We start from the raw sequence: 13,914 nt of genomic DNA, 5'->3' as shown, positions 1-13,914 counted from the left end.
CAGACCTCCCGAAAAACTGAGCCAAGTTCGTTATCTTCAGATTGCCCGTGTACTATCCCTCGGGACCTCCCCCCGCTCGGGGGGCCAGCAGTCGGCGACGAGCGACGGCCATCCCCAGCCGCCGCTCGCCGACACGATCGCAGAAACCACGGAATGAAGATCACGAAAAAGAAGCTCCTACTCGCAACCGTCATCACCGCCTCCCTCGCGATCGCTCCGATCGCAGCCCTGACCGCCGTCGCCCCCGCGACGGCGTCCACCATCTCCTCCGTCTCCTCCTCGCTCAACCCCGGCGCGTCGTACCTCACGCGCGCCGGAGGCTCGTGGACCGACGGCACCGCGACCCTCACGACGAAGTTCGCGGCGCTGCCGTCGAACGGGGGCCTGTACACCGGCGTGCGCGTGCGCGAGGCCGATGGCACGTACTACCTCGCCCACACCCACACGTATGCCGACGGCAGCGTGCAGGCGACGATCCGCAAGGTCGTCAACGCCAACGGCAAGTCGACCGAGACCGTCCTGACCTCGCGCAAGACCGTCTCGACGAAGGCCACGAAGGGCGCGGCGTTCTCGATCAAGCTCCAGGCCACCGGCACCACGAGCGTGAACCTGCGCGCGACCGTCTCGGTCGGCATCGGCACGCCGCTCGTGCTCACGGCCACCGACTCGACCTCGTCGGCCGTCAAGCGCGCCGGCACCGCGGCCGGGTGGGGCTACCTCTCGACGTCGTCCAAGCAGCTCGCCATCGCGCCCGCGACGGTCGAGTCGGTCGCCGCCACGACGACGAACCCGACGCCGACTCCCACGCCGACGCCGACTCCCACGCCGACCCCGACGCCGACGCCGACCCCGACCCCGACGCCCACGCCGACCCCCACGCCGACTCCCACTCCGGCGCCCGCGCCGTCGAACCCGGCACCGGCACCCGGCGAGTTCCCGAGCGCTGCGACGACGGGCGTCCCCGCGGGCACGAAGCTCACGGTGCACGAGGGCGACCTCAACGTGACCACGCCCGGCGCGGTCATCGACGGCCTCGAGATCCGCGGCCTGCTGATCATCAGCGCGCCCGACGTCGTGATCAAGAACTCGCGCATCGTCGGTCGGGCGGTCACCGGCAGCACCGGCCTCGTCTCGAACATCCGCTCCGGCCTGCCGTTCACGATCCAGGACTCGGAGATCGACGCGGCCGTGAAGTCGCCGTACCTCAACGGCATCTTCGGCAGCGCCTTCACGGCGCTCCGCGTCGACATCTCGAACGTCATCGACCCGATCCACGTGACCGGCGGCGACGTCGAGATCCGCGACTCGTGGCTGCACGACAACGACCACTACGAGCAGGACCCGCTGTGGAACGGCACGCCGAGCCACAGCGACTCGCTGCAGATCGAGGCGGGCAACGACATCACGGTCGTCGGCAACCGCATGGAGGGCGCGCACAACGCCGCCATCCAGATCACGCAGAACACGAGCAAGGCCGCGCTCGGCAACGTGCGCATCTCCGGCAACTACTTCAACGACGGCGGCTGCACCGTGAACATCGCCAGGACGCCCGCCCCCATCGGCGGCTTCTCGGTGACCGACAACGTGTTCGGCCCCGACCGGGTGTTCGGCGGCTGCGGCATCCTCGCACCCGACATGAACACGCCCCAGCAGTCGGGCAACGTCTGGGAGGCGACCGGCAAGGCCGTCGTGCAGACGCTCCTGAAGTAGGGGTTCTCCGCTCCATCACACCTGCGGCCCGGGCGTTCACGCCCGGGCCGCAGTGTCGTCTCCCGGCGCCGGCCCGGAGCCGAGCCCCTGCGCCTCGAACCGCGTCCCGGGCGCCGAGGTCGACGTCTCGAGCGCGATCGCGTCGTCGGAGAGGTGCCGGGCGAGCTCGGGGAAGCTCGAGTAGTGCGGCCCGAGGAGGTGGCACGATCCGGCGAGCAGGTAGAGGTCGGCCACGGCGGCCCGCAGCGCCGAACGGCTGTTGTAGGGGCCCTTCCCCGTCTGCCCCGCGCAGTCGGGGTACCGCTCGGCGACGCGCTCGAACGCGGCATCCGTGTCGGCCGCGACGTAGAGCCCGAGGTCGGGCCGCGCCGCGCGGATCTCGCCGATGCGATCGAGGTACCACTCGACGGGCGACTCGCGCAGGGTCGCGTCGTGCGCGATCGTGTGCGCGCGGATCATGACGCCGAGGTAGGGCCGGCTGTCGGATGCCGCGGCGAGCGCCGCGATCCGCTCCCGGATCTCCGGTACCGGCTCGAGCTCGCGCAGCGCCGCGGTCCAGTCGGTCGCTCCCTGCGGCAGCGTCAGGGCGTGGGGCGTGCGGATCTGCCAGACCCGCTCTCGCAGCGCCTCGTCGTCGAGCCAGACGAGACTCCCGTCGCGGTACGGGGAGACGGCCGCGAGCGCACGGGAGCGCGCCTCCGACCACCGCGGGGCATCGAACGCCCAGAGCTCGTCGAGCCGCGCCCCGAAGTCGCGCCCGGTCGGCCAGACGTACGCGAACGACCGCCCCTCGTGTTCGGCGAGCGACCGTGCGCCGAGCACCACCCGCATGCGGTTCCCGAGCCCGTGGTAGCGGCCCGTGACGGCGACCAGCACGGGGTCACTTCGGCTCAACGGGCTCGACCTCGTGGGCCGGCGGGCTGGTCGCCCGGCTCCGGTGCCGCACGATCGTCGGCGCCTTCGACTCCTCGTCGTCGCTGAGATAGTAGTAATCGTGGCGGGGGGCCGGCTTGACGCGGTTCAGCACGACGCCCGCGATGTGCGCGTCGGTGCGCTCGAGGGTGGCGATGGTCGCCGCGAGCTGGGCTCGTCGCACCTTCGTGGTGTCGGCCACGATGAGCACGGCGTCCACCTGCTGCGCGATCATCGTCGCGTCGGCGACCACGTGCACCGGTGCGGTGTCGATGACGACGAGCTCGTACTCGTCGACCATCTCGGCGATGAGCTCCTTCATCCGATCCGAGGCGAGCAGCTCGGCGGGGTTCGGCGGCACGGCGCCCGACGGCAGGATCTCGAGCGACGACCGCGGCCACTGCTGCACGGCGCTCCGCAGCGGGATCGCGTCGATGAGCACCGTCGTGAGCCCGACCGACCCGACGATCCCGAAGGAGTCGGCGACGCGGGGCTTGCGGAGGTCGGCGTCGATCAGCAGCACGCGCCGCCCGGTCTCGGCGAGCACGTAGGCGAGGTTCGCGGAGAGCCAGGTCTTGCCCTCTCCGGGCACCGACGAGGTGATCGCGAGGCTGCGCGTCTCGTGGCTGGCCGACGCGAACCGCAGGCCCGAGCGCACCTGCCGGAACGCCTCGGCGGCGCTCCCGTTCGGCTGCCGGATGGAGATCGGCCTCGGGTCGGACGACGCCGGCGTCTGCTCGATCGAGCCGAGGACGGGGAGGTCGGTGATCTCCTTCAGGGCCCCTTCCGAGCGCACGCGCGTGTCGAGCGCACTCATGAGCACGATGGCGACCGACGAGAGGAGGAACCCGACGATCGCCCCGAGCACCGCGTCCTGCTGCTTGTTCGGCGAGCTCTGGAACGCAGCGGGCGTCGCGGGGTCGATGGCCGTCGCCGTCACGGTCGTCGCACCGTCGGATGCCTCGGGTGCGACCTCGTCGACGGCATTGATGAGCGAGTCCGACACCGCGTTCGCGATGCGCGCGGCGCGTTCGGGATCGGTGGAGCCGACCCGCACGTCGAGGATCACCGTGTTCTGCGGGATCGTCACGGTGATCATGCGGCGCAGCTGCGCCGGCGTGAGGTCGCCGTCGAGCTCCCGGGCGACCGGCTGGAGGACTTCGGCCGAGGTCGCGAGCCGCGCGAACGAGAGCATCTGCGCCTGCGTGTACGCCGACCCCTGGTTGATGTCCGAGCCGCTCGAGGCCGTCGTCAGGGAGAAGTACAGCGACGCGGTCGAGTGGAAGATGGGCGTCACGGTACTGGATGCCGCGAACGCCGCGGCCCCGCCGAGGAGCGTCGCGGCGAGCACGAGATACCACCGCTTCCGCAGCACGCCGATCGCGCGCGCCACGGTCATGGTGCTCGTGGTGCTCGTCGTGCTGCTCACGGCCTTCACACTCGCTCTCTTCGGACTCCGCTGGGGGCGGAGCTCACGTTGCCCGGCTGAGAGATGCTGTCGGCTGCCTCGAGTGTATCCGAGGCATCCTCGATATCCGAGGGTTCCTCGGCGTGGTAGGCGGCCACTGCAAGGCCGGCGACGAACCACACGAGGAAGCCGTACTGCGTGATGAGCGCGACGGTGGCGAACGCCGGAACCTGTGCGGCGACGGCCACCGACGCGGGCGTGGCGCGGCCGCGGAGCAGGCTGACGACGCACACGAGGATCGCGGCCACGAGCATGAGCAGGGGAAGCAGGCCGAAGCGCAGGCCCGTCAGCACGAGCTCGCTGTCGATCGACTGGAACGAGCCGTAGTACGTCTCGCCCGACGGGAGCACCGTCCAGCCGTCGGTGATGCCCAGCGGCCGCATGTCGCCGACGAGGCTCGCGAGGTCCGAGCGGTACTCCGCACTGCCGCCGGCCTCCTCTCCGGCCACGGTGAACACGTCGCCGATGAGCGGTCCGATGATCGCCGCCGCCGCGACCAGGAGCGCGACCACGCTGAGCCGCAAGGTGCGACCGACCCAGCGCCCGAGCAGCAGCACTCCGAGCACGAGGGTGATCGTGAGGGTGATGAGCCCGATGCGGCTGAAGCTCATGCCGACGGCGGTGATGATCGCCGCGAGTCCGGCGAGCCGCGCCCAGACGGGCCACCTGGCCACGAGCACGAAGACCGAGCTCATCGCCAGGGCGCTCGAGAACGCGATCGAGTGTCCGAACGCGCCCTCGGCGCGGATGAACCCGCCCCTCGGCTGCAGCTCGTGCCAGGTCCGCCATGCCCCGTTCGGCATGGAGATGCCGACGAACGGGTTGAAGCCCGTAGCGAACTCGACGATGCCGAGCACGGCCGCGACGACGGCGGCGGCCGCGAGGCATCCGTACAGCCATGAGGCGTCGACCCGGGCGAGCACGACGCGACCCCAGACGTACGGCACGAGCCAGCCGAAGAGCACGATCAGCACGTGCCCCCAGGTGGAGCCGCCGACGACGTACGCCGCGATCACGAGCACCACGAACCCGACAACGAGCACGTCCACGTAGGAGAACCTGAGCTTGGCGGTCGTCCACGCGGCGAGCGCGATGATGGTGCCCGCGGTGACGGCCGACCAGTACACCCCGGCCTGCACGCCGACCCAGATCGGCACGAGGAAGCACACGGCAGCCCACGCGGCGACGACGAGCCGCGGCGCCGAGCGCGCGACGTACCAGGCCGTCGCGAGGGCCCCGAGGGCCGCGAATCCCAGGAGCACGGTGCGGAGGTCGATGCCGTCGGCGAGGTTCACCACGTCACCGCCCCTCGACGCGGCCCGGCCGCGGACGTCGACGCGGGGCCTAGGATCGGAGGCAGCGCCGGCGCCGTGCCGACGGGAGATCGATGCGCGTACTCGTGTTGTGGGCCGACGAGCGGTCCCCGAACCTCGGGGTCCGGGCCTTGGCACGCGGCAGTCGCGACCTCATCCGCACCGTCTGGCCCGCGGCGGAGTTCGAGTTCGCCGACTTCACCTCGCGCCCGCCGCAGGTTCCGTGGGGCCAGGTCCGCTCGCTCGTGCGCGAGCGCGTCACCGGGCGCCTGGGCATGAAGCGCTGGCTCGAGGGGTTCGACCTGGTCTGGGACACCCGCTCGGGCGACAGCTTCTCGGACCTCTACGGCGCCCATCGCCACTCGGTGATGTCGGCGGTGCACGAGTTCGCGGTCCAGGCGCGGCGTCCGGTCGTCATGGCGCCGCAGACGATCGGGCCGTTCACGTCGACGCGTGGTCGAGCGCTCGCCCGACGCTCGCTGCGACGGTCGGCCCTCGTGTTCGCCCGCGACCCGGTCAGCGCCGGAGCGGCGGCGGCCCTCGGGCGGCCCGTGGACGCGACGACGAGCGACCTTGCCTTCGCCATCGCGCCGCCCGAGCGTGTCGGGCCGCCGCGCGACGTGATCCTCAACGTCTCCGGGCTCCTCTGGCAGGAGAACCCGCACGTCGACGCACGGGCGTACCGCGAGGCGGTGCAGGCGATCGTGCGGATGCTGCTGTCGCGATCGCGCTCGGTCGCGGTGCTGCCGCACGTGCTCGACTCGCACGATCGCGACAACGACGCTCCCGCCGTCGACGCCCTCGCCGCGGAGTTCGGCAGCGACCTGGAGCTCCTCGTGCCGGCCGACCTCGACGACGCCCGATCGATCATCGCCGGTTCGCGCGTCCTCGTCGGCGCGCGCATGCACGCCTGCCTCAACGCCCTGTCGACGGGCGTGCCCGCGATCGCGATGTCGTACTCGCGCAAGTTCGCGCCGCTCCTCGACGCGATCGGCTGGCCGTTCTCGGTGCCGGCGGAGGACACCGGCACCGAGACGGCAGCGCGGGTGGTCGAGCTGCTGGCCGACCCTTCACTCCCCGAGTCGGCTCGTCGCTCCCAGGCGCTGGGGCGGACATCCATGTCCCCGGTCCGCCCCGCGCTGGCTTGGCTCTCCTTCCCGCGCTGATCGGCCACCTGGTGGTCTCACCTCAGTTCGGTGCCACCACGCTGAGGTGGTCGAACGCGATCCCGATGGGCCCGTTCGTCGCGGTGCCCGAGACGTACGAGGTGATCGCCAGCTGGCCGGTGCCCTGCAGGCCCGCCTCGCTGTCGGTCGCGCTCACGTACCAGTCGACCGGTTCCGGCTGGCCCTGCGGCCAGACCTTCACCTGCACCGTCGTCGAGGGTCCCGTGCTCACGGTGCGCACCCGCACCTCGAGCGTGGCGCCCGCGGTGTGCGTGTAACCCGTCAGCACCCGGTTGGCGACCAGGGTCTCCGTGGTGCCCACCAGCTTCGCGACGCCGACGTTCACGACGCCCGTCGACGAGATCCGCAGCTTCGCCCGGTACTCGCCACCTGCGGTCTTGCGCGGTGCGACGTTCACGTGCGCGCCGCCGCCGTTGGCGACCTTGTCGGTCGAGACGCTCACCCGTACGTCCGTGCCCGACGGAAGGCTGCCCGAGAGGGTCGTAGCCCTGGTCTGGCTGTTCATGAGGCTCATCAGCCCCATGCCGCCGCTCACCGAGGAGCCGGCCACGTTGCTCCAGGTGCCGCCGACGTCGGCGGTGCCCCAGCCGCTGGCCGAGGTGCGCTCGAACTCGTCACCTGCGAGCACCGTCGCCACCGAGACGGTGACGGGCTGCGTCACGGTGCCGGATGCCCCGAGGCTGTCGACCACGGTCAGCGTCACGTTGTACGTGCCCCCGGCACCATAGGCGTGGTTCGGCTGCGACGCGGTGGACGTGCCGGTGTCACCGAAGTCCCAGGCCCACGACGTGATGGTCGCGCCATCCGCCGCCGTCGACTGCGTGCCGTCGAAATCGACCGACAGGCCGTTGATCAGCGTGCCGAACGCGGCCGTGGGATCGGGATGCGGCGGCGCCACCGTGACCTGCTTCGACGTGGAGTTCGTCAGGCCGAGGCTGTCGGTCACCGTCAGCGTCACCGTGTAGGTGCCACCGGTGGCGTACGGATGCGACGCGTTCACGCCGGTGCCGGCCGCGGTGTTGTCGCCCCAGTTCCAGCTGTACCCGGTGATGGTGCGTCCGGGCGGCGCCGACGAGGTGGAGCCGTTCACCGAGACGTCGAGGTCATCGGTCGTGAAGGTGAACGCCGCCGTCGGTGCGGCCACGCCCGTGCCCTTCAGGTAGTGCTCCGACACCTCCGCCGACGTCAGCACGCGGTTGTACACCGCGACCTCGTCGATCTGGCCCGTGAAGTAGTCCCGCGACGGCCGGTTCGGCCAGCTCCCCAGGTTGTCGCCGCCGACCCGCCAGAACCCGATGTAGTCCTGCGACGTGTTCTCGGGTGCAGTGCCGACGAGCTGGCCGTCGACGAAGAGCTTCATGCCGTCCCAGCCCTGCGACGCCACCAGGTGGTGCCACGCGTTGTCGCGGTATGCATTGGCGCTGGTGACCGTCTTGGCGATGCCCGGGTAGGTGCCGTAGACCAGCCGTCCGTCGTTCCGCATGTAGACGTGCCGGTCGTACGAGCTCGAGTTGCCCGAGGACGAATTGCCGAACCCGATCAGCTTCCCGCCCGTCGTGGTGTTGGTGCGGAACCAGAGCTCGGTCGAGTACTGCTGCCCCATCTTCATGTTGTTGGTGGAATTGAGGAAGCCGCTCGAGGTCCCGTTGAAGTTGTACGACGGACCCGGCTCGGAGGACAGCGCGCCCGCCGAGTTCGAGGTCACGCCCGACCGCACGACGGCGTCGTTGTTCCCCACGAGGTCGTTCCCGCCCTGTGCGGCGGTGCCGCCGAGGCGCCAGTACAGCAGGGCGCCGTCGTCCATCACGGTCTCGGCGTAGTCCGACCCGGCCGTGCCGGACACGGCCGTCGAGGCGGTGTCGCTGGTCGCGGTGTTCCCGTCGCCGTCGACGGCCACGACCTGATAGCTCGGGTTCGTCCCGGCGGGTTGGGTATCGGTCAGCACGACCTGCGGCTGGCTCCAGTAGGTCGACTGCACCGTGGTGGTCGCCACCGGCTGTCCACCGCCGTTGCGGATCAACTGGTAGGTGATGTTCAGGTCGTCACGGTCCCAGTTCGCCGGGATCGACACGCGCACCTTGCCGCTCGTCGTCGACGAGACGGCCGGCACCCAGTCCGTGCCCGAGAGCATCGGCCCGGAGTTCTTGCCCGTCGAGGGGTTCCGCGAGAAACGCGTGATGCCCTGCGACCGCTGGCCGTTCACGTAGGCCTGCTCGCCTCCGATGAGGAGATAGTCGCCGGCTCCGGTGGCCGTCCAACCGGCCTGGCCGCCGTCCGTTCCACCGGTGATCCAGTCGGGGTACCAGTTCACGAACGCCGGTGCGGGGTAACCGCTCCAGTCGGCGTAGATGCTGCTCACGTTGAAGGTGCGCAGGAGCGTGCCCTTCGGAGCCGCCGTCATGACCGAGGCGTTGCGCATGTTGCCCGGGGCGGGCTGCCCCTGGATCATGCCGTTCGCCGTCTCGCAGGCATGCTCGTGCCCGGTCGAGTACACGTTCGTGCCGTCGGAGTAGACGCCGTAGTGATCGCCGTGGCAGTCGGCGATCCAGCGGATCGCGCCGTCGCCCGGCGCTGCCGAGAAGAGGCCCTCGAGGTTGCCGACGGTCTTGTTCGAGTAGACCCAGCCGGTGCCGTAGATCGCGTTCGCGTCGGCCTCGAGCTCCCAGATGCCCGCCTTGCCGGCACCGGAGACGCCGACGGCGACGCCGTTCTGCACGACCGAGGGGGCGATCCACGGCAGGATCGCGCCCGAGCTCAGGTCGAGCGCGGCGAGGCCGCGCTGCGCGACGTTGTTCACGGTGCCGAACCGGCCCGCCACGATCAGCTTGTCGTCGTTCGGGGTGAGCACCATCGTGTCGACCTGCAGGTCGGTCGTCGGAGCCCAGCCGAGCAGGGCTCCGGCGGTGTTGAACGCCACCAGGTTCTTGCGGGTGACGCCGGCGCCCGCGCCGATGAGCCCGCCGACGTAGACGGAGGAGTTGGTGACCTCGATGGCGTTGACGTACGAGCCGCCGACGGCCGGCTTGAACGTCGTGTTCAGGTTTCCCGTCGCGACGTCGAACGCGGCGATGTTCCACCGGGTCTGCCCGCCGACCGAGTTGAAGCTGCCGCCCACGTAGATGCGACTGCCGTCGGGTGAGGCCTTGATGGTCTTCACCTCGCCGTTGATCTGCGGCGCGAACGAGGTGATCACGCCGGTGGTGAGGTTGTACGCGAGGATGTTGCTGCGCGGGATGAGGTTCGTGCCCTGCGCGGCTCCGGCCGGGCGCGCGTTCGTGAAGCTGCCGCCCGCGTACACCGTGTTGCCGACGACCTCCTGCGTCCAGACCACGCCCGAGTCGATCTGCACCGTGGGCAATGGGTCGGCCGTGACCGTGTTGGCGTTCCGCTGCTCGATGGGCGCGGGCCCGCCCGGAATCGCACTGGCAGGACTCGCGACGCCGAGGAGGAGCCCTCCCGTCACGACGACCGCCGTCGTGAACATGGCCAGTACGCTCCGGTGCCAGGACGCCCCTTGCATGGTGCCTCTCCTCGTATCCGTCGGCGCGCTACGACACCGAACCGTGGAAGACCACGATCGGCGCACCCGCCGCGTAGTCGACCGTCAATGTGATCGTGTCCCGGGTGCCCTGCGGCATCCGGAACACGTAGACGCCTTCGGCGGTGCCGCCGTCGTCGAGCGTCCCGCTCGTCGGTGCCGCGGGGGAAGACGTCGTGGGGGTCGCGACGTTTCCTGCGGCATCGACGAGCGAGATCATCGCCCCGCCGAGGTCGAGCGGCTTGCCCGACGCGTTCTCGAACCGGATGGTCGCAGCGACCGCGGGCCCGGCGATCTCGCCGGGTGTCTCGGCCTCGACCGTGATGCCCGAGATCTCGGTGACCGAGACCCGGACTCCGGTGTCGAGCGTGACGGTGTCGTCCAGCTCTGCCTCTTCTACCGGTGCCGGGGGCGCCTCCTCGATGACATCGTCGATCGTGGTGTCGTCAGGCGCGGGAACGGCTGTGGTGCGGGGCGGCTCGGTCGCGAGCGGGACGGACGGTGAACCCGACACCGTGCATCCTGCGAGCGTCGCGACGAGGAGGAAGGAGGACGCCACCGCAGCGATCGCCATGCTCAGCGACGATCGCACATCGGTTGATCCGCGATGGATCGGGTTCCTCTTCACGAGTTCCTCGCGCACTACTCGATCGACCCGATGATTTGCACTCGCGACCGCAACCGCTGACCGGGTCGTCGTGATGACGTCGGGTCGCCCGGTCCGGTCCTTTTGAGCGAAGCTACGCCTGCGTACCCGCCCCGAGTAGTCCCCAGTTCGGGTGAGGATTCCTCAGATATCCCTCGACTCGCCCGTGAATCCGGGGCTCGTCAACGACGAGGTGCGTACCCCTCGAGCCAGCGCGTGATCGACGCGTAGGCCATCGACCGTGCCGGCTCGCGCGACAGGAAGACGTCGTGCATGGCCCCGTCGATCCGCGCGACGGTCACCTCGGGGCCGAGCTTCAGCACCCGGTCGGCGATGTCGTCGACCACCAGCACGATGTCGGTCGTGAGCATCGCGTCATCCCACTTCGCCTGGATGGTCGACCGGGCCGACAGCAGCGTCAGCACGGGCGCTCCGACGTCGATGCCCGCCGCGACGGTCGCGTGCCCCGCGAGGATCGCCGTGAGCCAGGCCGGATGCGTCGTGAACCCGCGGTCGGGCCGCCAGGCGTGGTCGTACTCCCACTCGCCGTCGAGCTCCTTCGCCACCGTCCGCGTGTAGAACCCGAGGTCGACGTTCGGCATCGGACCCATCGGGTTCATGCGCGCACCCCACGCGATCATCGGCGTGATCGCCTCGCGCCCGGCGCGGCTCAGCTGGAATTCGAGCCACGGGCTGTTCAGTACGAGCGCCGCCGCCCGCCCGGGGTGCCGGGCCGCCCACAGGCTGAGCGTCAGCCCGCCGGTCGAGTGACCGAGCAGAATGAGACGGCGAGCGGATGCCGCGGCATCCGTGCCGTGCCCCATCGCCGTGAGCGCCGCCTCGATGTCGTCGTCGTACGCGGCGAGGTCGGTGATGAAGCCCGGCGTCTGCCCGGGCCGCAGGCTGCGCCCGTACTTGCGCAGGTCGAGCGCGAAGAACCGCGCGCCCGCGGCCGACCAGAACGCGGCGAGCTCGCGGTTGAAGAAGTAGTCGCTCCAACCGTGCACGTAGAGCACGTCGCAGCCGGATGCCGCGCCCGGCCGCTCCCACGGCCACACGAACCGCCGCGCGGGCCGATGCCGCACGAGCGTCGCGACGAGTTCGCCCTCGTCGTCGCTGCCGAGCGGCAGCGTGAGCTGCTCGAACCCGTCGCCGAGGATGTCGGGGCGCCAGCGCTCGGGCTGCTGCTGCGCAGGCGCGGTGGCGCTCGGCGCTGGCGCGTTCAGACCGGCGTGCTCCGGCTCGGCCACGGCACCTCCCCCAAGGTCGTGCTTCCAGCCTACGGAAGTGCGCCGTCGCCGCGACCGAAGCCCTCGGGACTCAGCCGAACTGGCCGATGATCCCGATGACCGCCGGGTAGAGGAGAACGATGAACAACACGGGCAGGATGGCGAACACGAGCGGGAAGACGACCTTGATCGGCACCTTCATCGCCGATTCCTCGGCCCGCTGGCGCCGCTTGATGCGCATCTCCCCGGCTTGAACCCTCAGGACGTCGGCAATCGCGATGCCGTAGCGGTCAGCCTGTTGGACGGCACGGATGAAGCGCTTGAGGTCATCTGCGTCGGTGCGGACGAGGAGTGCGGAGTAGGCATCGGACCGCGAGCGTCCGATGCTCATGTCCTGCAGGGTCCGGATCAGTTCCTCCGACAACGGACCGCGGCTCCCCTGCGCCGCCTTCGCCATCGCAGCCTCGAATCCGAGGCCCGCCTCGACCGCGATGGTCATCTGGTCGAGGGTGTCCGGGAGCGCGAGCTTGATCGCCTGCTGACGGTCATCCGCTCGACTGCTCAGGATGACCTCGGGAAGCACGAAGATCAGCAGTGCGAACACCACGCCGACGATCTTCTGGAAAGGCCCAGGACCGAGCAACAGCGCCCCGACGGCGATCGCGATGCCGATGATCGAGACGATCAGGCGCACGATGAGGAACCCGCCGACGGTCCACGATCCTGCGCGCCCGGCGTAGATGATCTTGCGCTGGACCCAGCCGGTGTAGCCGCTCGGGAGCACCGCCGCCACTGACTCCGAGAACGTGCGCCGTTCGACGCGCTGGCGTTCGGCCTCCGTCGGCGGGGCCACGACCGCGACAACGTCCGCCTTCGACGGGATCGCCGCGAAGACGAGGAATACGAGGAGTCCGACGCCGAGCGCGACGGCTCCGATCGCGAGATACGTGATGAGTTCCATGCCGTCAGAACTTCACTCTCACGGCGAAGAGCATCCAAACGGTTCCGATGACCATCAGGACAAGGGCGGCCGCCAGGGCCATCCAGCCGAAGATGTTCGCGAAGAACGGCGCGAGGTACGCGGGCTGCAGGATCAGGATGCCGAGGAAGATTGCGATGGGCAGCGCTATCAGGATGATGGCCGACAGACGCCCTTCAGCGCTCAGTGCCTTCACTTGGCGCCGGATCTGGTTCCGCTCACGGATCGTCGCCGCTGTTCGCTGCAGGGTTTCCGCGAGATTTCCGCCGGTCTCGCGGTTGATCGCGATGGCCTGAGCGGCCCAGCTGAAGTCGTCCGAGCGCATCCGCACGGCGGTGTCGTTCAGAGCGTCGTTCAGGTCGCGGCCGATGCGCGATTCGTTGACGATGCGGCTGAACTCCTCGGAGGTGGGCGGATCGGCGTAGCGCGCGACCGAGTCCAGCGCCTGCGCGAGACCGTGTCCGGCGCGGAGATTGCCGGACACGAGCTGCAGCGTGTCATCGAGCTGGTCGCCGAACGCGCTGCGGCGATGGCCGGTCCGGATGGAGAGGTAAAGGGTCGCGAACAACGGCGCCAATGCCGCGAGGAGAAGCGCCCACAGGATCGACCACCACGAACCGAACCCGACGAGGAACCCGACGACGGCGAGCACCGCGGCGCCGGCGAAGACGACCAGCACGAACGCTGACGGCGTCATGCGAACTCCGGCGAGCTCGAGGCGTTCCTCATTGAACGCCCCGCCCTGTCGCCGCGACATCGCCGCGTCGATCGTGGCCACGGTCCGGTCGGTCGCCTTCGACAGTGCGGACACGTGCGTGGTGCCCGGCGCGAGGCGCCGCTCGACGCCGACTCGGCGCGGCGGAGGCGCGACGACCAGGAACACCAACGCCAGCAGCGCGAACAGCGCGAGGATGATCCCGAGGACCAGCATG

Annotated in this window: 10 protein-coding genes; 2 read left to right on the top strand and 8 right to left on the bottom strand. The window is 70.2% G+C overall.

Going from position 1 to position 13,914, the window contains the following annotated elements:
• Positions 1–153 precede the first annotated feature (153 nt).
• Complete coding sequence (locus tag ACFVN5_RS13285) at positions 154–1,710, top strand: hypothetical protein (protein ID WP_376955710.1); 1,557 nt, start codon at positions 154–156, stop codon at positions 1,708–1,710.
• Positions 1,711–1,746: 36 nt separating this feature from the next.
• Here ACFVN5_RS13285 and ACFVN5_RS13280 read toward each other — a convergent pair whose 3' ends face one another.
• The 3 genes from ACFVN5_RS13280 to ACFVN5_RS13270 are packed head-to-tail and all read right to left on the bottom strand — an operon-like array spanning position 1,747 to position 5,388.
• A complete protein-coding gene (locus ACFVN5_RS13280) occupies positions 1,747–2,604 on the bottom strand; it encodes a hypothetical protein (RefSeq protein WP_376955709.1) in 858 nt (285 codons plus the stop codon).
• Positions 2,591–4,051 (bottom strand): polysaccharide biosynthesis tyrosine autokinase, encoded by a 1,461-nt coding sequence (locus ACFVN5_RS13275; protein ID WP_376955708.1) that lies wholly within the window; start codon positions 4,049–4,051, stop codon positions 2,591–2,593. The genes ACFVN5_RS13280 and ACFVN5_RS13275 overlap by 14 nt, the downstream gene beginning before the upstream one ends.
• A 5-nt stretch (positions 4,052–4,056) precedes the next feature.
• Positions 4,057–5,388 (bottom strand): hypothetical protein, encoded by a 1,332-nt coding sequence (locus ACFVN5_RS13270; protein ID WP_376955707.1) that lies wholly within the window; start codon positions 5,386–5,388, stop codon positions 4,057–4,059.
• A 146-nt stretch (positions 5,389–5,534) separates the two neighbouring features.
• Between ACFVN5_RS13270 and ACFVN5_RS13265 the strand changes: the two genes are divergently transcribed.
• The gene (locus ACFVN5_RS13265; RefSeq protein WP_376955706.1) at positions 5,535–6,569 is read left to right on the top strand and encodes a polysaccharide pyruvyl transferase family protein; all 1,035 of its coding nucleotides are present in this window, start codon (positions 5,535–5,537) and stop codon (positions 6,567–6,569) included.
• Between the two features lie 22 nt (positions 6,570–6,591).
• Here ACFVN5_RS13265 and ACFVN5_RS13260 read toward each other — a convergent pair whose 3' ends face one another.
• From ACFVN5_RS13260 to ACFVN5_RS13240, 5 genes are all read right to left on the bottom strand, one after another.
• Positions 6,592–10,074, bottom strand: coding sequence for a PKD domain-containing protein (locus ACFVN5_RS13260; protein ID WP_376955705.1), 3,483 nt, complete (start codon positions 10,072–10,074; stop codon positions 6,592–6,594).
• Positions 10,075–10,138: 64 nt separating this feature from the next.
• Positions 10,139–10,702: a hypothetical protein gene (locus ACFVN5_RS13255; RefSeq protein WP_376955704.1), complete on the bottom strand. Its 564-nt coding sequence runs from the start codon at positions 10,700–10,702 to the stop codon at positions 10,139–10,141.
• Between the two features lie 254 nt (positions 10,703–10,956).
• On the bottom strand, positions 10,957–12,000 hold the full coding sequence (locus ACFVN5_RS13250; protein WP_376956805.1) for an alpha/beta hydrolase: 1,044 nt from the start codon (positions 11,998–12,000) through the stop codon (positions 10,957–10,959).
• 94 nt (positions 12,001–12,094) lie between these two features.
• A complete protein-coding gene (locus tag ACFVN5_RS13245; protein WP_376955702.1) occupies positions 12,095–12,796 on the bottom strand; it encodes a type II secretion system F family protein in 702 nt (233 codons plus the stop codon).
• Positions 12,797–12,968: 172 nt separating this feature from the next.
• Positions 12,969–13,913 (bottom strand): type II secretion system F family protein, encoded by a 945-nt coding sequence (locus ACFVN5_RS13240; RefSeq protein ID WP_376955701.1) that lies wholly within the window; start codon positions 13,911–13,913, stop codon positions 12,969–12,971.
• Between the last annotated feature and the right edge of the window lies 1 nt (position 13,914).

Source organism: Agromyces sp. NPDC057865, assembly GCF_042796995.1.
Lineage (GTDB): Bacteria > Actinomycetota > Actinomycetes > Actinomycetales > Microbacteriaceae > Agromyces.
This window is presented reverse-complemented; position numbering and strand designations above follow the sequence as displayed.

Bases quoted from the DNA above. Each gene is read 5' to 3' on its own strand.
- ACFVN5_RS13240 (WP_376955701.1), bottom strand. From the start codon at position 13,913: ATGCTGGTCCTCGGGATCATCCTCGCGCTGTTCGCGCTGCTGGCGTTG.
- ACFVN5_RS13285 (WP_376955710.1), top strand. From the start codon at position 154: ATGAAGATCACGAAAAAGAAGCTCCTACTCGCAACCGTCATCACCGCC.
- ACFVN5_RS13260 (WP_376955705.1), bottom strand. From the start codon at position 10,074: ATGTTCACGACGGCGGTCGTCGTGACGGGAGGGCTCCTCCTCGGCGTC.
- ACFVN5_RS13255 (WP_376955704.1), bottom strand. From the start codon at position 10,702: ATGGCGATCGCTGCGGTGGCGTCCTCCTTCCTCCTCGTCGCGACGCTC.